Origin of the sequence: Arthrobacter sp. StoSoilB20, from assembly GCF_019977295.1 — a bacterium.
In the GTDB taxonomy this organism is placed as follows: Bacteria; Actinomycetota; Actinomycetes; order Actinomycetales; family Micrococcaceae; genus Arthrobacter; species Arthrobacter nicotinovorans_A.
In genome coordinates this window covers 3,018,857-3,034,672 of record NZ_AP024651.1, presented here as the reverse complement: position 1 = coordinate 3,034,672, position 15,816 = coordinate 3,018,857, and the positions used below count along the sequence as shown (strand labels likewise).

Annotated in this window: 15 protein-coding genes; all 15 read left to right on the top strand. The window is 62.1% G+C overall.

Features of this window, described 5'->3' with window-relative positions:
- The 15 genes from lysA (at position 1) to atpE (ending at position 15,785) form a co-directional block, all read left to right on the top strand.
- A complete protein-coding gene (lysA, locus tag LDN85_RS13745) occupies positions 1 to 1,473 on the top strand; it encodes a diaminopimelate decarboxylase (protein WP_223943324.1) in 1,473 nt (490 codons plus the stop codon).
- Positions 1,466 to 2,782, top strand: a complete 1,317-nt coding sequence (locus LDN85_RS13740) for a homoserine dehydrogenase (RefSeq protein ID WP_026540126.1) — start codon at positions 1,466 to 1,468, stop codon at positions 2,780 to 2,782. The genes lysA and LDN85_RS13740 overlap by 8 nt, the downstream gene beginning before the upstream one ends.
- On the top strand, positions 2,783 to 3,886 hold the full coding sequence (gene thrC / locus LDN85_RS13735; RefSeq protein ID WP_026540127.1) for a threonine synthase: 1,104 nt from the start codon (positions 2,783 to 2,785) through the stop codon (positions 3,884 to 3,886).
- 2 nt (positions 3,887 to 3,888) lie between these two features.
- Positions 3,889 to 4,863 carry a homoserine kinase gene (gene thrB, locus LDN85_RS13730; RefSeq protein WP_026546120.1) on the top strand — a complete coding sequence of 325 codons (975 nt, stop codon included), beginning with the start codon at positions 3,889 to 3,891 and terminating at the stop codon, positions 4,861 to 4,863.
- A gap of 304 nt (positions 4,864 to 5,167) precedes the next feature.
- Entirely contained in the window at positions 5,168 to 7,366 is a 2,199-nt protein-coding gene (rho, locus tag LDN85_RS13725) for a transcription termination factor Rho (RefSeq protein WP_026546119.1), read from the top strand.
- Positions 7,367 to 7,618: 252 nt separating this feature from the next.
- The gene (prfA, locus tag LDN85_RS13720; protein WP_014922181.1) at positions 7,619 to 8,692 is read left to right on the top strand and encodes a peptide chain release factor 1; all 1,074 of its coding nucleotides are present in this window, start codon (positions 7,619 to 7,621) and stop codon (positions 8,690 to 8,692) included.
- 32 nt (positions 8,693 to 8,724) lie between these two features.
- The gene (gene prmC, locus LDN85_RS13715) at positions 8,725 to 9,597 is read left to right on the top strand and encodes a peptide chain release factor N(5)-glutamine methyltransferase (RefSeq protein ID WP_026546118.1); all 873 of its coding nucleotides are present in this window, start codon (positions 8,725 to 8,727) and stop codon (positions 9,595 to 9,597) included.
- A 12-nt stretch (positions 9,598 to 9,609) separates the two neighbouring features.
- Positions 9,610 to 10,554 carry an L-threonylcarbamoyladenylate synthase gene (locus tag LDN85_RS13710; RefSeq protein WP_223943323.1) on the top strand — a complete coding sequence of 315 codons (945 nt, stop codon included), beginning with the start codon at positions 9,610 to 9,612 and terminating at the stop codon, positions 10,552 to 10,554.
- A complete protein-coding gene (locus LDN85_RS13705) occupies positions 10,551 to 11,336 on the top strand; it encodes a WecB/TagA/CpsF family glycosyltransferase (protein ID WP_223943322.1) in 786 nt (261 codons plus the stop codon). The genes LDN85_RS13710 and LDN85_RS13705 overlap by 4 nt, the downstream gene beginning before the upstream one ends.
- Positions 11,337 to 12,293: a glycosyltransferase gene (locus tag LDN85_RS13700; protein ID WP_223943321.1), complete on the top strand. Its 957-nt coding sequence runs from the start codon at positions 11,337 to 11,339 to the stop codon at positions 12,291 to 12,293.
- A 282-nt stretch (positions 12,294 to 12,575) separates the two neighbouring features.
- The gene (locus LDN85_RS13695; RefSeq protein ID WP_026540134.1) at positions 12,576 to 13,688 is read left to right on the top strand and encodes an MraY family glycosyltransferase; all 1,113 of its coding nucleotides are present in this window, start codon (positions 12,576 to 12,578) and stop codon (positions 13,686 to 13,688) included.
- A 119-nt stretch (positions 13,689 to 13,807) separates the two neighbouring features.
- Complete coding sequence (locus LDN85_RS13690; protein WP_091550167.1) at positions 13,808 to 14,299, top strand: hypothetical protein; 492 nt, start codon at positions 13,808 to 13,810, stop codon at positions 14,297 to 14,299.
- Positions 14,286 to 14,621, top strand: a complete 336-nt coding sequence (locus tag LDN85_RS13685; RefSeq protein ID WP_223943320.1) for a hypothetical protein — start codon at positions 14,286 to 14,288, stop codon at positions 14,619 to 14,621. Before LDN85_RS13690 ends, LDN85_RS13685 begins: the two co-directional genes overlap by 14 nt.
- A gap of 81 nt (positions 14,622 to 14,702) precedes the next feature.
- Positions 14,703 to 15,503, top strand: a complete 801-nt coding sequence (atpB, locus tag LDN85_RS13680) for a F0F1 ATP synthase subunit A (RefSeq protein WP_026540137.1) — start codon at positions 14,703 to 14,705, stop codon at positions 15,501 to 15,503.
- A gap of 78 nt (positions 15,504 to 15,581) precedes the next feature.
- Positions 15,582 to 15,785 carry an ATP synthase F0 subunit C gene (gene atpE, locus LDN85_RS13675; protein WP_009356484.1) on the top strand — a complete coding sequence of 68 codons (204 nt, stop codon included), beginning with the start codon at positions 15,582 to 15,584 and terminating at the stop codon, positions 15,783 to 15,785.
- Positions 15,786 to 15,816 lie beyond the last annotated feature (31 nt).

The window sequence follows — 15,816 nt, the reverse complement described above, 5'->3', positions numbered from 1 at the left end:
ATGAACACAGCCGCTGATCACGCTTCTCCGCTTGCCCCCGAATGGTTGGCCGTCCCAGGGGACCTCAACGCACTTCAAGCGCCCATGTGGGCTGCCGGGGTTGAAAAGAACGACGCCGGCGAGGTCACCGTTGAAGGCGTCTCCGTCAGTGAGCTCAAGGAGCAGTTCGGAACTCCGCTGTTCGTCATGAGCGAATCGGACTTCCGTGCACGGGCCAGGGCTTTCAAGGATGCCTTCGATGCCGCCTTCGCTGACATCTGCGGGGGAGTGGATGTCTACTATGCAGGAAAGTCCTTCCTGTGCACCGCTGTGGCCAGCTGGGTGGCGGAAGAGGGCCTGCGCCTGGATACGTGTTCCGGAGGCGAACTCGCTGTCGCTGCCCGCGCTGGAATTGATGGCTCCAACCTCGGGTTGCACGGCAACAACAAGTCCGACGCCGAGATCAATCGCGCCCTGGACATGAAGCTGGGCAGGATCGTTGTGGACAGCCTCGACGAACTCGAGCGCGTTGCCAAGGCAGCTTCGAGCCGCGGCGAGGCTGCCAAGGTCATGCTGCGCCTGACTCCCGGCGTCCATGCCCACACCCATGAGTTCATCGCCACGGCCCACGAGGACCAGAAGTTCGGTCTGTCCATGGCTGAGGACTCCACGGAAGAAGCCGGCCTTTCAGCAGCCGAGGAAGCTGTGGCAGCAGCCACCTCCTACCCGGGCATCGAATTGCTGGGCCTGCACTGCCACATCGGCTCGCAGATCTTTGAGCCGGACGGTTTTGCCGTTGCAGCGGAGAAGCTTCTGGGCTTCCTTGCCGCCATGCAAGCCAAGTACTCCATCGTCTTGCCGGAATTGGACCTCGGTGGCGGCTACGGCATCGCCTATACCCCTGTTGACACGCCCCGCCCGCCAGCGGAGATCGCAGAGGCCATGGCCGCCGTCGTGCGTTCGACGTGCGCTGAACTGGACATCAAGCCGCCGCGCATCTCCATCGAACCCGGTCGCGCCATTGTCGGCAGCACCACGTTCACCCTGTATGAAGTGGGCACGCTTAAAACCGTCCGTGTCGACGCCCCAGGGGCTGAAGACGAACACAAGAACGTTACGCATCCGCGCCGGTATGTGTCGGTGGACGGCGGGATGAGCGATAACGCCCGTCCAGTGCTGTACGACGCGGATTATTCGGCCATTTTGGCCTCGCGTGACTCCTCGGCGGCTCCGCAGCTGTCCCGCGTAGTGGGCAAACATTGCGAGAGCGGCGACATAGTTGTTAGAGATGTATATCTGCCCGCGGATGTGGCAGCCGGTGATTTGCTCGCAGTACCGGGTACCGGCGCCTACTGCTGGGCCCTCTCCAGCAATTACAACTACCTGGCACGGCCTGGCGTTGTCGCTGTACGCGACGGAGCTGCCCGGCTGATTGTCCGCGGGGAAACCGAAGAAGATCTCTTGAACCGCGACATGGGAGTGGCGAATGTCTGAAGTGCGAACCTTGAAGGTGGCCCTGCTGGGCTGTGGCAACGTTGGGGCCCAGGTCGCGCGGATTCTGATTGACGACGCCGAGGCCCTTGCTGCCCGCAGCGGCGCCCGCCTGGAACTGTCCGGGATCGCCGTGCGCACCATCGATGCTCCGCGTGACGTCGAGCTGCCCCGTGAACTCTTTACCACCGATGCCGACACCCTGGTCAAGGATGCCGACCTCGTCATCGAACTGATGGGTGGCATTGAGCCGGCGCGTTCGCTGATCCTGACGGCGATCCAAAACGGCGCCTGCGTTGTCACCGGCAACAAGGCCCTGTTGGCGCAGGACGGACCGACCCTGTACGAAGAGGCCGACAAGGCCGGGGTCCAGTTGTCTTACGAGGCCGCAGTGGCCGGGGCCATCCCCATCCTGCGTCCCATCCGTGACAGCTTGTCCGGCGATCGCATCACCCGGGTCCTCGGCATCGTCAACGGAACCACCAACTTCATCCTTGACCAAATGGACACCACTGGAGCGCAGTTCGCCGACGCCTTGGCCGAAGCCCAGCGCCTCGGTTACGCCGAAGCGGACCCGACTGCCGACGTCGAGGGCCATGACGCAGCAGCCAAGGCGGCCATCCTGGCTTCGCTGTCCTTCCACACCCGTTTCTCCCTGGACGATGTGTACTGCGAAGGCATCACCAAGGTCAGCGCCGCTGATATCGCTTCTGCCAAGGAAGCCGGATTCGTCATCAAACTGCTGGCGATTGCCGAAAAGATCGACTCCTCCGACAACGGCAGTGGCATTTCAGTACGCGTCCATCCCACACTCCTGCCCCGCGAACACCCGCTGGCAGCGGTGCGTGGCGCCTTCAACGCCGTCTTCATCGAGGCAGAGAACGCCGGTGAACTGATGTTCTACGGCCAGGGTGCAGGCGGAACCCCCACGGCCTCTGCCGTTCTGGGTGACCTCGTTTCCGCAGCACGCCGATTGGTCCTGGGCGGTCCCGGCCGCACGGAAACCACCACCGGACACGTCCCGGCCCTGGCCATCGACGCCTCCACCACGAGCTACTACATCGGCTTGGACGTCGCCGACCAGGCCGGTGTTCTGGCCCGGATCGCCCATATCTTTGCGGAAAACGGCGTCTCCATCGAGATCATGCGTCAGACGATCCACCGCGACTCCGGGTCGAACGTGGCCTCGGCTGAGCTCAAGATCGTGACGCACCGTGCATCCGAAGCTGCACTCGCAGCAACCGTCGAGGCCGTCAAGGGCCTGGACGTCATCAATTCTGTGACATCCGTACTGCGGGTAGAAGGAGTCTAAGTGGCTCACCAATGGCGCGGAGTAATCCGCGAATACGCTGATCGCTTGCCTGTAACGGAAGCCACCAAGGTCATTACCCTCGGTGAGGGCGGAACGCCCTTGGTCCACGCCCGGCAGCTCTCCGAGCTCACAGGCTCCGAGGTGTACCTCAAGGTTGAAGGCATGAATCCCACGGGATCCTTCAAGGACCGCGGCATGACCATGGCCATGACAGCGGCAGTTGAAGCCGGAGCCAAGGCAGTGGTCTGCGCTTCCACCGGAAACACCTCCGCCTCTGCAGCTGCCTACGCCACTGCTGCGGGCCTGAAGTGCGCGGTGCTGGTTCCCGAAGGCAAAATCTCCATGGGCAAACTGAGCCAGGCTATCGCCCACGGCGCTACTTTGCTGCAGGTCGACGGCAACTTCGACAACTGCTTGGATATTGCCCGTAAGCTCGGCGAGTCCTACCCGGTATTCCTGGTCAACTCGGTCAACCCTGCCCGCATCCAGGGCCAGAAGACAGGTGCTTTCGAGATCGTCGATTCGCTCGGTGATGCTCCGGACATCCATGTGCTGCCAGTTGGAAATGCCGGCAACATCAGCGCCTACTGGAAGGGCTACAAGGAGTACTCCGCGCCCTTCGAGACCGCCAACGGAACCCTGCCGGCCGTCGCAACCAAGACGCCCATCATGTGGGGTTTCCAGGCTGCAGGCGCGGCACCGTTCGTCGCCGGACATCCGATCACCGAACCGGACACCATCGCAACCGCCATCCGCATCGGCAACCCCGCCTCATGGGACACGGCTGTTGCTGCCCGCGACGAATCCGGTGGACTGATTGAGGCCGTCACGGACGAGGAAATCCTTGCAGCCCACCGCTGGCTGTCAGCCAAGGAAGGTGTCTTCGTCGAACCCGGCTCAGCGGCCGGCGTCGCAGGCCTGATCAAGAAGCATGCTGCAGGCGAGGTTCCTTCGGGAAAGACCATCGTCATCACGGTTACCGGTCACGGCCTCAAGGACCCGCAATGGGCTCTCCGCACCGAGGATGGCCATGATGTCCAGCCCGTCAAGGTGCCCAACGACGTCGTCACCGTTGCCGCAGAACTGGGACTGGAAGAAAAATAAGAGTGGAATCAACGCAGCCCACCGCGACTGATCGTGCGTTCGTCGCGGCAGGCCAGCGGCTGACGGTCAAGGTCCCCGGTACAAGCGCCAATCTGGGCCCTGGCTACGACAGCCTTGGCCTGGCCTTGTCTATTTACGACACCTTGACGGTAGAAACCCTGAGCACCGGAGAGCTTGAATTCGAGCTCTCCGGTGAGGGCGCCGAAACCCTTCCCCGGGATTCCAGCCACCTGGTGGTGCGCGCCATTGATCTTGCCTTGGATCGCCTTGGTTACCAGCACTCCGGACTGAAAATCACCGCGGACAATGTCAATCCCCATGGTCGTGGCCTCGGATCATCGGCTTCTGCCGTAGTGGCCGCAGTGACGGCCGCCAATGCCTTGGTGCCGGAGGGATCGCGGAAGGATCGCGACTGGATCCTTCAATTGACCAGCGAGATGGAGGGCCACCCGGACAACGTCGCACCCGCCATTTTCGGCGGACTGGCGCTGTCCTGGCAGGACAGCGAGCAGTACAGCAGTACCAAAGCAGACGTTGCTCCTTCGGTCATCCCGGTAGTCGCAGTCCCGGACTTTGAATTGTCCACGGAGACTGCACGTGGGTTACTCCCCGCTTCAGTGGGCCATCATGCTGCTGCCATGAATTCCGGACGTGCTGCACTGCTGATCCACGCGCTCACCTCGCAGCCGGCCTTTCTGTTGCCCGCTACCGAGGACTACCTCCACCAGAGCTACAGGGCACAGGCCATGCGCCCCAGCGCCGACCTCATCTCGGCTCTTCGTTCTGCCGGCCATGCGGCCGTTGTTTCCGGCGCAGGTCCCACTGTCATGGTGCTGGCCAACGGTCCTGGCGAAGCCGCCGTTGTCGAGGAATTCATTGGGTCCTACACGGAGTCCAACACACCCGGGATTGGCTGGCGCGTGATGACGCTGGCTGTGGACGTTCAAGGTGCTAGAGTGGAAGTGCACCGCCGGTAAAGCCGCGGGCAGTTCCCTGATTTTGGATCTCGGTGTTTCGCCGTACCTTTCGTCAACTGTGCCAACGTTGGTGGTGTCGTCTCTTTCCGGCCTGTCTCAGGTGCCGAGAATTCTCTCTGTTCCCTGAAAAAGCAGCCGGCTGTCCGGGTCACCGGCTCCAGTGATGACGATCAGTATCCGGCCCTGTTGGCCACAATCCATCAGGCACGGCCGAAATCACCGGCTGCAGATCTGAACTGCAGCCCAGAACAAATCATCGCGTCCAGCTCTCGCTCTGGACGCCGTCGAGGGGGAAGGATCCTTCGTGACAGAAACCACTGAGCTGGCTTCAGCTGTGGACACAACATCTTCTGCTGCTGAGTCGTCAACGGCAGCAACCACCAAGAGCAGCGGCCTTGCAGGCCTTAAGCTCGCCCAGCTTCAGGCTCTCGCGAGCCAGCTGGGCATCTCTGGGGGATCGCGGATGCGCAAGGGGGATCTGGTTACCGCCATTTCCGCCCACCGTGCCGGAACCTCCACTACCAAGGCACCTGCCAGGGCCAGTGCCCAGGCAAAGGGTTCCACCTCGGCGGCCAAGGAAGCCCCGGCAGTGGAAACCAAGGCTGCAGCGGAGACCAAGGGCAAGGCTGCCGAAAACAGTGCCGCTGCGGATGCAGCTTCCGAGGCTCCGGCCCAGGATGCTCCCCGCGGACGTGCCCGTGGCCGTAGCCGCCGCGCTACCAGCGACGGTGTCGTAGCCGCTGCTGCACCTGCCGAAAACACGGCTGCGCCTGCTGAAAACGCAGCTGCGCCGGTTGTCGAAGCTCCGGCAACGCCTGAAGCGGGGGAGACCGGCACCGAGCGTCGCCAGCCCCGTACCCGCAACCGCCGCCGCGGCGAAGCTGCTGCAGCACCCGCTGAAGCAGCCGAAGCACCTGCCGCCGAGCAGCGTGAGCAGCGCACCGATCGCGCCGAGCAGCGTGAGCAGCGCACCGACCGCACGGAACAGCGTGAGCAGCGCACCGACCGCGCCGAACAGCGTGAGCAGCGCACCGACCGCACCGAGCAGCGTGAGCAGCGCACCGACCGCACCGAGCAGCCCGATTCGGGCGAGCAGCGCGAACGGCGTGAGAACACCCGTGGCCGGCGTGAGGACAACAACGACGGCGACGACACCGGCAACCGCCGCAACCGCCGCAACCGTCGTGACCGCAACGACCAGAACGACCGCAACGATCGCCGGGGAGGTCAGGACAGCCGCGACGGGAACACCCGCAGCGACCGTTTCCGCGACCGCAACGAACGTCGCCGTGGCCGCGCGCAGGGTCCGGACGTCGACGACGTCGAGGTCACCGAGGACGACGTCCTGCTGCCCGTAGCAGGCATCCTGGACGTTCTGGAGAACTACGCGTTCATCCGTACGTCCGGTTACCTCCCCGGGGCAAACGATGTCTACGTTTCCCTGGCACAGGTCAAGAAGTACAACCTCCGCAAGGGCGACGCCGTCGTCGGCGCCATCCGTGCACCCCGCGACGGCGAAGACCGCAGCCAGCAGTCAGCCCGCCAGAAGTTCAACGCGCTGGTTCGCGTCACTTCCGTCAACGGCAAGACTCCGGAAGAACTCAAGGACCGGGTCGAGTTCGCCAAGCTCGTGCCGCTGTACCCGTCCGAGCGCCTCCGCCTTGAAACTGACCCCAAGAAGATCGGCCCGCGTGTCATTGACCTCGTGGCCCCGATCGGCAAGGGCCAGCGTGGCCTGATCGTCTCCCCGCCGAAGGCCGGTAAGACGCTCATCCTGCAGTCGATCGCGAACGCCATCACCACCAACAATCCTGAGGTTCACCTCATGATGGTTCTGGTTGACGAACGTCCCGAAGAAGTTACGGACATGCAGCGCACCGTCAAGGGTGAGGTCATTGCTTCCACCTTCGACCGCCCCGCAGATGACCACACCACGGTTGCCGAACTTTCCATCGAACGCGCCAAGCGCCTCGTTGAAATGGGCATGGACGTTGTAGTCCTCCTGGACTCCATGACCCGCCTGGGCCGCGCCTACAACCTGGCAGCACCGGCCTCCGGCCGAATCCTGTCCGGTGGTGTGGACTCCGCAGCCCTGTACCCGCCCAAGCGCTTCTTCGGTGCTGCACGCAACATCGAAAACGGCGGCTCACTGACCATCCTGGCAACGGCCCTCGTCGAGACCGGCTCCAAGATGGACGAAGTGATCTTCGAAGAGTTCAAGGGCACAGGCAACATGGAGCTCCGCTTGTCCCGCCAGCTGGCAGACAAGCGCATCTTCCCGGCCGTGGACGTCAACGCGTCCGGCACGCGCCGCGAAGAGAACCTGCTCTCGCCTGAAGAAGTCAAGATCATGTGGAAGCTGCGCCGCGTCCTTTCGGGCCTGGAGCAGCAGCAGAGCCTTGAGCTGCTGACCAACAAGATCCGGGAGACGCAGAGCAACGTCGAGTTCCTCATGCAGGTTCAGAAGACCACGCTCGGAGCGAAGTCGGACAACGACAAATAGCTGTGCTCTAACCGCTCAAAATATGCCGGCCCAGCCCCTACGCCGGGTAGCTTCCGATTTACGATCGAAAGCTACCCGGCTCCGGCAGGCCCGAAGCCACTCCCTGGCCGGCATATTTTGAGCGGTCCTTGTTTAAGGACTCCGTGGCCCGACACCACGTGAGGTCAGAAACGGCCCAGTGGGCCCAGGATGGGCTGTGCGTGACCCCACGATGCAGTTATTAGACTTGTAGAAGTCGAAAGAGGTTTGAAAATGTTTGAGTCCGTACAGGGATTGCTTGATGAGCATGCTGCCATCCAGGCGCAGCTGAGTGATCCTGCTGTCTATGCCGATCAGTCTGCGGCCCGGAAATTGGGGCGGCGCTCTGCCCAGCTCCAGGGCATCGTGGAGGCTTACAACAAGTGGCGCGGGCTCAATGACGATCTGGAAGCGGCCAAAGAGATGGCTGATGAAGATCCCGAATTCGCTGCGGAAGTTGTGCAGCTGGAGGAGCAGATTCCTGCGGCGCAGGAGCGTCTGCGCCGTCTGCTGATTCCGCGTGATCCCGATGATGCCCGCAACGTCATCCTCGAAGTCAAGGGCGGTGAAGGCGGCGATGAAGCTGCTTTGTTCGCCGGCGATCTTCTTCGCATGTACATGCGCTATGCCGAATCACGGGGTTGGAAGACCGAAATGATTTCAGCCACGGAGTCGGATCTTGGTGGCTACAAGGATGTTGCGGTGGCCATCAAGGGCAACTCGAACGACCCTGCTCAGGGTGTCTTCGCGCGTTTGAAGTTCGAAGGCGGCGTGCACCGCGTGCAACGTGTGCCCGTGACCGAATCGCAGGGCCGGATCCACACTTCGGCCGCCGGCGTACTGGTGCTCCCTGAAGTGGACGAGCCCGAAGAGCTCGAGATCAACCAGAATGACCTCAAGATCGATGTCTACCGGTCCTCGGGTCCGGGTGGCCAGTCCGTGAACACCACCGACTCCGCCGTACGCATCACCCACTTGCCCACGGGCATCGTGGTGGCCATGCAGAACGAGAAGTCACAGCTGCAGAACCGTGAAGCAGGCATGCGTGTCCTCCGTGCCCGCCTCCTGGCGCACCAGCAGGAACAAATCGATGCCGCCAACTCGGAGCAGCGCAAGTCGCAGATCCGTACCATGGACCGTTCGGAGCGCATCCGGACCTACAACTTCCCGGAAAACCGTATTGCGGACCACCGCACCGGGTACAAGGCGTACAACCTTGATGCGGTCATGAATGGCGACCTGGAGCCCGTCATCCAGTCGGCCATCGAGGCGGACGAACAAGCACGCCTGGACGCAATCGGCGAATAGCGCCGCGCCCAGATCAACAGCAGAGTAGATCCATGACGTTTTACCAGGGCCAGAGCCTCGCGGACGCAGTTCGCGAGGCCACTGCCGTTCTCTCCGACGCCGGTGTGCCAACACCACGGGTGGATGCAGAATTGCTGGCCGAACACCTCCTCGGCGGAGGACTGGGACGCTTGCGGGCCATGCTTCTGGGTGACACTGCCGCCCCGGATGGCTATGAAGAACTGGTTCGTGAGCGGGCGGGCCGCGTCCCGCTGCAGCACATCACCGGTGTCGCCTATTTCCGGTACCTTGAATTGCGCGTAGGCCCCGGCGTTTTCATACCCCGCCCGGAAACGGAATCGGTGGTCCAACTGGTCATTGACCGCCTCAAGGGAATGCCGAACCCCAAAGTGGTGGACCTTGGCACCGGATCCGGAGCAATCGCCGGCTCGATTGCCCACGAGGTGCCCGGCGCCGACGTCCATGCCGTGGAATACAGTACTTTCGCGCATGCCTGGGCTGCTAAGAACCTGGAACCACTGGGCGTCACGCTCATACAGGGCGACCTCAGGGATGCGCTGCCCGACCACAACGGAACCTTCGACGTCGTCGTTTCCAATCCCCCCTACATTCCGGCAGAGGCGATTCCCACAGAACCGGAAGTCGCGCTGCACGACCCTCCCGAGGCACTGTACGGTGGGGGAGCGGACGGCATGGAACTCCCGACGGCGGCTGCAGCCTCTGCGGCCCGGCTCCTGAAACCCGGCGGCTACTTCGTGATGGAACACGCCGAAGTCCAGGCAGGCTGGATTGCCGGGATGCTGCAACGCACGGGACGTTGGAATGACGTCACCACACACTTCGACTTGAACGGCAAGGAACGTGCCACCAGCGCGGTGCTGGCAAGCGCCGCCTCTGATGAGTGAAAGAATAGCGCTGTGACCACAACCTACAACTGCACTTCCGATGACCAGCGGGCTGAAGGACTTCAGCACGCCCAGCGTGCCATCAGTGAGAAGAAGTGCATCGTGCTGCCGACGGACACTGTGTACGGCATTGCCGCCGACGCCTTCTCTCCCTTGGCTGTGACCATGTTGCTGGCCTCCAAGGGACGCAGCCGGCAGATGCCTCCTCCTGTCCTGATTCCCAGGATCAACGCCCTGGATGGCCTCGCTACGGACGTCCCTGCCGATGCCCGTGCGCTGGCACAGGCATTTTGGCCGGGCGGGCTGACCTTGATCCTGCACGCGCAACCATCCTTGGATTGGGATCTGGGCGACACCAAGGGCACCGTTGCCCTGCGGATGCCCGATGACCAGATCGCGCTGGAACTTCTGGGGCTCACGGGTCCCTTGGCTGTCTCCTCGGCCAACCGCACCGGCCAGGAGGCAGCGCAGACTGCCTCCGAAGCCCGCATGCAACTGGCCGAATCCGTAGAGGTTTATCTTGAGGGCGGATTCCGGCCCGTGGAAGGTACTGCGGCGCTGCCGTCCACGATTGTGGACGCAACTGCCACCCCGTTCCGCGTAGTGCGCCAGGGAGCCATTCCCCTGGAAAGCCTCCGGGCCATAGTCCCCACCATTCTGGGCTTTGGCGAGACTGTTTCCACCGAGGTTGCGGAACCTTCAGCAGCCGATGCTGTTGCGGCGGCTCCGGAAGCGGAACAGGCTCCGGAAGCAGAAAAGGCCCCGGAAGCAGAAAAGGCTTCCGAAGTGGTTGAGACTCCGGAAGCAGCAGATCAGGCTGTCGTAGAGACTCCGACGGCGGGCGACGCACCGGCCGAGGTGACCGGGGCCGCCGTCGTCGAAGCCGCACCCGAAGAGGCCCCGCTGCCTGCCGGCGATGGGGAACCGCAGGCCACACAAGAAGCCAAATCCGAATGATTCCGGACCGTCAGCGCGTCCCCGTCCTTGACGTCGACGCTACTCCGTTGCGCGTCAATGACCTTATTGATGCCATGGGTGGACTCATTGCTGCGGGAACCAAGAGCACGGTGCTCGGCCACAACCTGCACAGCATTACGCTGTTTCATTCCTGCCCCGATGTCCGTGCCCTCTACGGGGAAAGCTCGATCGTCCTCCTTGACGGCGCTCCGGCCACGTTGCTCTGGGGTCTCTCGCGTCGTCGCCGGCTGCCTCCGTTGGATGAGGGGGCCATGGCGTACCGGCTGGGTTCCATGGACTGGATCCCTGAGCTGGGAAAGGTCCCGGGATTGCACCGGGTTGCTGTTGTTGGTGCCGGCCGTGAGGCCAACACCGAGGCTGTTGCCCGTCTGCGGTCCATCATTCCCGGAGCCACAGTGGACGGCATGCCCGGCGAAGGTTGGGACGACGCCCTCGAGGAAGCCGTAGTGGGATGGCTGGGCACCTTCCGGCCACAACTGGTGTTGATCGGGCTGGGAATGCCGCTCCAAGAGCATGTTCTGCGTCGCAGGCTGAACGAGTTGCCGCCGGCTGTCTATTGCGCTGTCGGCGGAGCGATCGAACAGGTTGCCGGTATTCAGAAACTGGCGCCGCGTTGGTTGGGACGCTTGGGGCTCGAATGGGCCTGGCGGCTGGTCCTGCACCCGGACAGGGTTGCCTACAGGGTTTTTGTGGAGCCATGGAAGCTCGCAAGCCTGCTGGTTCGGCGCCGTATTCAACCACCCACGACCAAAGGCAAGTAAATGACGTCCCAAGCTGTCGTGGTCGCCGTTGTGGTGACCTATAACCGCCGAGAACTGCTCCAAACCACGTTGTCCGGCATCGCGGCCGGCACCCGGGTGCCGGACGCCGTCGTCGTGGTTGATAATGCCTCAACGGACGGAACCGCAGGGTTCCTCCGGGACTATCAAGGGCCGCTGGTGACGGACGTGGTTACGCTGGGCACCAATGTGGGCGGAGCCGGCGGGTTTGTGGTCGGCATGGAACGCGCGCTGCTGGATCACGGTGCGGACCACGTCTGGATCATGGACGACGACACAGAACCGCAACCGGCCGCTCTTGCCGAAGCCTTGGAGGTTTCCGCTGCCTATGAGCAGGAAACCGGAGACACGCCGGCCTTCATCGCCAGCCGCGTGGTCTGGACCGATGGCCGGGACCACCCCATGAACCGCATGCGGCCCCGGTTGGGTGCCAGCGAGGAAGCACGCAGCGCCGCCGCCCGGGTCGGTGCCACGCAGATCCGCAGTGCTTCCTTTGTGTCAGTGGTGATCCGCGCCGAGGAAATCAGGAAGCATGGGTTGCCGATCGCGGATTACTTCATCTGGAATGACGATCTTGAGTACACGGCAAGGGTCTCGCGCAAGGGAACGGCGCTGACCACCGAAGCGTCGGTGGCCAATCACCACACCAAGGTTTTCGGTGATGCCGGTGCCGACCCCGGACCCCGCTTCTACTATGAGGTTCGGAACAAGCTCTGGGTCTATACACGTTCGCGCGCCCTGGCACCGTGGGAGAAAGTCCTTTTCACCGGCGCGTCGGTGCGCAACTGGACCCGCACCATCGCAGCCTCTCCCAACCGCAAAGTCCTGCTGGGAGGGCTCATCAAAGGCCTGCGGCACAGCTTCAAAGCACCGCGCTCCAACGCTGAAGTGCTCAAGGGAATTTACGCGTTGCGGAACATTCAGGAGCCGGTCAGCTGACAGTTGCGCAGCCTTGATCCCGGCCGGGAAGGCGGGGACCAACGGCTGTGTCACAGGGGGGTCACGGCCGTTGGCATTAGTATCGTGACTAGAGTCCACAGAAATCCCGCAACATTCGGCACAGCCGGTGCAGGCATGGCGACGGAGTAGTTCCATTTATCCACAGACAGAATTCCACACCTCAAGGTGCCCGGAAACCATCGGCTTTCCCGCGACGCGCCGGCTGCGTCCGCTGGTCACCGTTTCCGGAACAGAGGGCAGGCAGCTCCCGGGAGCCGCATCATGATCATGTATCTGCTGATGGCACTCACGGCTGCCGTGGTGTCCTATGCGGGAACGTGGGGCGCCCGCGTGGCTGGAAACAAACTGCGCCTGTACCGTCCCATCCGCAGCCGCGACATGCACTCGGCCTTGATTTCCAAGCTCGGGGGGTTGGGGATCTTCGTCGGGTTCTTCGCTGCCCTGGTAGTGGCCAGCAACTCATTCTTTGTCAAGGACATCTTCAGGCACAACGATGCACCTTGGGGGATCCTGGCCGGTGCCGTTGTGATCGTCGCTGTGGGAGTGGCCGATGACATCCTGGACATCCGATGGTGGATCAAACTGCTGGGGCAGGCGGCCGCAGCCTTCATCGTGGCAATCTGGGGCGTCAGAATGTCCGTGGTGCCCTTCATCCCTGAGCCGATATTCCTGGAGTCCGAAGTAGTCCAGATCGTGCTGACTGCCGGGCTGATCGTCACCACAATGAACGCCGTCAACTTCATTGACGGCTTGGACGGACTGGCAGCGGGCGTGGCCATCATTGGCGGCGGCGCCTTCTTCCTCACCGCCTACTGGGTGCACCGGAACAATCCGTCCACGGACAACTCGGACCTCGCCACACTCCTGATGGCCATCCTGGTGGGCAGTTGCATCGGGTTCCTGCCGCACAACTGGTTTCCCGCAAAAATCTTCATGGGTGACTCGGGGGCCATGCTCATCGGCCTGCTCATGGCCTCAGCCGGCGTGGTAGCAACGGGACAGATCGGGTCCGGCCTCTATGACCGTGCCAACGGTATCCCCACCATCGTCCCGATTCTGCTGCCCTTCGCCGTCCTGTCCCTTCCCCTCCTCGATTTGGGGATGGCCGTCGTCCGAAGGACAGCCAGGGGGCAATCCCCGTGGTCGGCAGACCGCGGGCACCTCCACCACAAGCTGGTGGACCTTGGCTACTCGCACCGCACCGCCGTCGTGATGCTTTACGTCTGGACATGCATCCTGGCTTTTGGCGGCGTCGCATTCGCCGTCTTCCCGTGGCAGATTGTGCTCATCGTGATCATTGCGGCAGCCCTCATCATGGCCGCCGTGACAGCATGGCCCTACTTCACGCGTAACTCGTCGCGGCCGGGGGAGTAGTTATTACTCCTGGTTATCGTCACAGTTCTATCTCATGTAGAATTCTTACTGCGGACAGTCACTCGCCCGTATCCCCACTTTGAGAATATGGCACCTGTGCCACGAGGATTGGTATCCCCATGACATCCAACGCCGAAACCGGACGCCCGTCCGGTAAACGTGGTGTTGGAGTCTCCGGTGAGACACCGAAGCTTTGGCTTAGATTGCTCTTCTTGAGTTCCGCCGCATCTTTGGCCGGACTGGTCATTACGAGCATCGTGGCGGGATTGATCAACGGCAGCAAGGGCGCCTTCTCGGTGGTCTTTGGCGGCGGGCTCGTCATGGCCTTCTTCGCAATAAGTCTCCTGATCGGACACTTCGTTGGACGCAACAATCCTTCTGGCGCCGTTGGTCTTTTCGTAGCTACGTACTTTGTGAAGGTCGTCGGGTTCGCCATTGTGCTCTTTGCGATCGGCACCCCCGAATGGCTCCACAGTCGGTGGTTCCTCATCGGTGCGGTTGTATCCGTTGTTCTTTGGCAGGCCGCAGAAATCTACGGTTTCAGCAAGGCCCGCCTTCAGATCTACAACGATCCCGAAGAGCAGGAGGGTGGCCCGGATGTCTCCGCGTAAGCGTTATTCTCGCCCGCCTGCGCAAGCCCAGCAACCTGCAAAAGCCAATGAAACGGCGCAAGCCGGGAGCGACGGCGGATACAACGCCGGCATCGCCGTCTTCAGCTACATCGTTGGCGGGATCATTGTCTGGAGTTTGATAGGCTGGGGTCTGGATAATCTGTGGGGGACCCGCTGGATTGTGCTCCTTGGCGCTCTGCTGGGAGCCGCAGGAGGGTTCTATCTTTCCCATATGCACGGCCTCACCAGGCAAAGCTCCTCTTCTGGCGAGAGCAACGCAGACAGCGGTCCGTCCACGGACGGGGACAGTAATGCCAAATAATTTCACATGGAATGCGGATGCGTCCAACGCCGCCGGATTCCAACCAATGCCCAATGATGGACACAGCAGAGAGGAAACGCGTTGATCGCGCTTGCGCTCCCCGCCCAGGATTCGGGGTCATTCACCCCACCCGGAATCGACGAAATGCACCTGCCGGCAATCCTGCCTTGGGGTGCGCACGACGGATTCTCCAAGCAGATGCTGCTGGTGATCCTTTCGGTCGTCATTATCGCTACATTCTTCATCCTCGCTGCACGTAAGCAGCAGCTGGTTCCCGGCAAGCTGCAGTTCGCCGGTGAGATGGCCTACGGCTTCGTCCGTAACAGCATCGCCAAGGACATCATCGGCGGCAAGGACTTCATCAAGTACGTCCCGCTGCTGTTCAGCTTGTTCTTCTTCATTCTGGTGAACAACATCTACGGCGCCATTCCGGTCATCCAGCTCCCGAGCTTCTCGCACGTCGGTGGAGCTTACGTGCTGGCCGGCATCGTGTACTTCACCTGGATCATCATCGGCATCAAGAAGAACGGCCTGAAGTACTTCAAGCTGGCCACCGTTCCTTCAGGGGTTCCGTGGTACATCCTTCCGATTGTTGTACCGATCGAAATCATCTCCAACTTCCTGGTCCGCCCTGTGACGCACAGCCTCCGTCTGTTCGCGACCATGCTGGCCGGCCACTTGATCGTCATGCTCGCCGGATCCGGTATCGAGTATCTGGTCATGCAGGAAAACGTCCTCTTGAAGGGCACCTCGGTTCTGGTCCTCGTAGGCGCCGTCGCCATGTACATGCTTGAAGCTTTGATCATGGCCCTGCAGGCGTACGTGTTTACCCTGCTGACTGCGATCTACATCGAAGGCGCCTTGCACGCCGACAGCCACTAGGCACCAAAAACTTCCCCTGATGGGGATTGAAGTAAACCAAACAACCTGCCACATGGGTGGCATCTTGAAAGGAAAAAAATGGAAGGCAATCTCAACCTCGTAGGTTACGGTCTGTCCGCAATCGGCGGTGGTATCGGTGTGGGTCTCGTATTCGCGGCTTACATCAACGGTGTTGCTCGTCAGCCGGAAGCTCAGCGTGTGCTGCAGCCGATCGCGTTCCTTGGTCTGGCTCTGACCGAAGCTCTCGCCATCCTCGGCCTCGTCTTCGCTTTCGTTCTCTAGTCTTCGGATTTAGAACAAAGCGAATTCCGCA

What these genes read in the sequence shown, in the direction of transcription:
- lysA (WP_223943324.1), top strand. Translation starts at nt 1, where the DNA reads ATGAACACAGCCGCTGATCACGCTTCTCCGCTTGCCCCCGAATGGTTG.
- LDN85_RS13740 (WP_026540126.1), top strand. Translation starts at nt 1,466, where the DNA reads ATGTCTGAAGTGCGAACCTTGAAGGTGGCCCTGCTGGGCTGTGGCAAC.
- prfA (WP_014922181.1), top strand. Translation starts at nt 7,619, where the DNA reads ATGTTTGAGTCCGTACAGGGATTGCTTGATGAGCATGCTGCCATCCAG.
- prmC (WP_026546118.1), top strand. Translation starts at nt 8,725, where the DNA reads ATGACGTTTTACCAGGGCCAGAGCCTCGCGGACGCAGTTCGCGAGGCC.
- LDN85_RS13705 (WP_223943322.1), top strand. Translation starts at nt 10,551, where the DNA reads ATGATTCCGGACCGTCAGCGCGTCCCCGTCCTTGACGTCGACGCTACT.
- LDN85_RS13700 (WP_223943321.1), top strand. Translation starts at nt 11,337, where the DNA reads ATGACGTCCCAAGCTGTCGTGGTCGCCGTTGTGGTGACCTATAACCGC.
- LDN85_RS13695 (WP_026540134.1), top strand. Translation starts at nt 12,576, where the DNA reads ATGATCATGTATCTGCTGATGGCACTCACGGCTGCCGTGGTGTCCTAT.
- LDN85_RS13690 (WP_091550167.1), top strand. Translation starts at nt 13,808, where the DNA reads ATGACATCCAACGCCGAAACCGGACGCCCGTCCGGTAAACGTGGTGTT.
- LDN85_RS13685 (WP_223943320.1), top strand. Translation starts at nt 14,286, where the DNA reads ATGTCTCCGCGTAAGCGTTATTCTCGCCCGCCTGCGCAAGCCCAGCAA.
- atpE (WP_009356484.1), top strand. Translation starts at nt 15,582, where the DNA reads ATGGAAGGCAATCTCAACCTCGTAGGTTACGGTCTGTCCGCAATCGGC.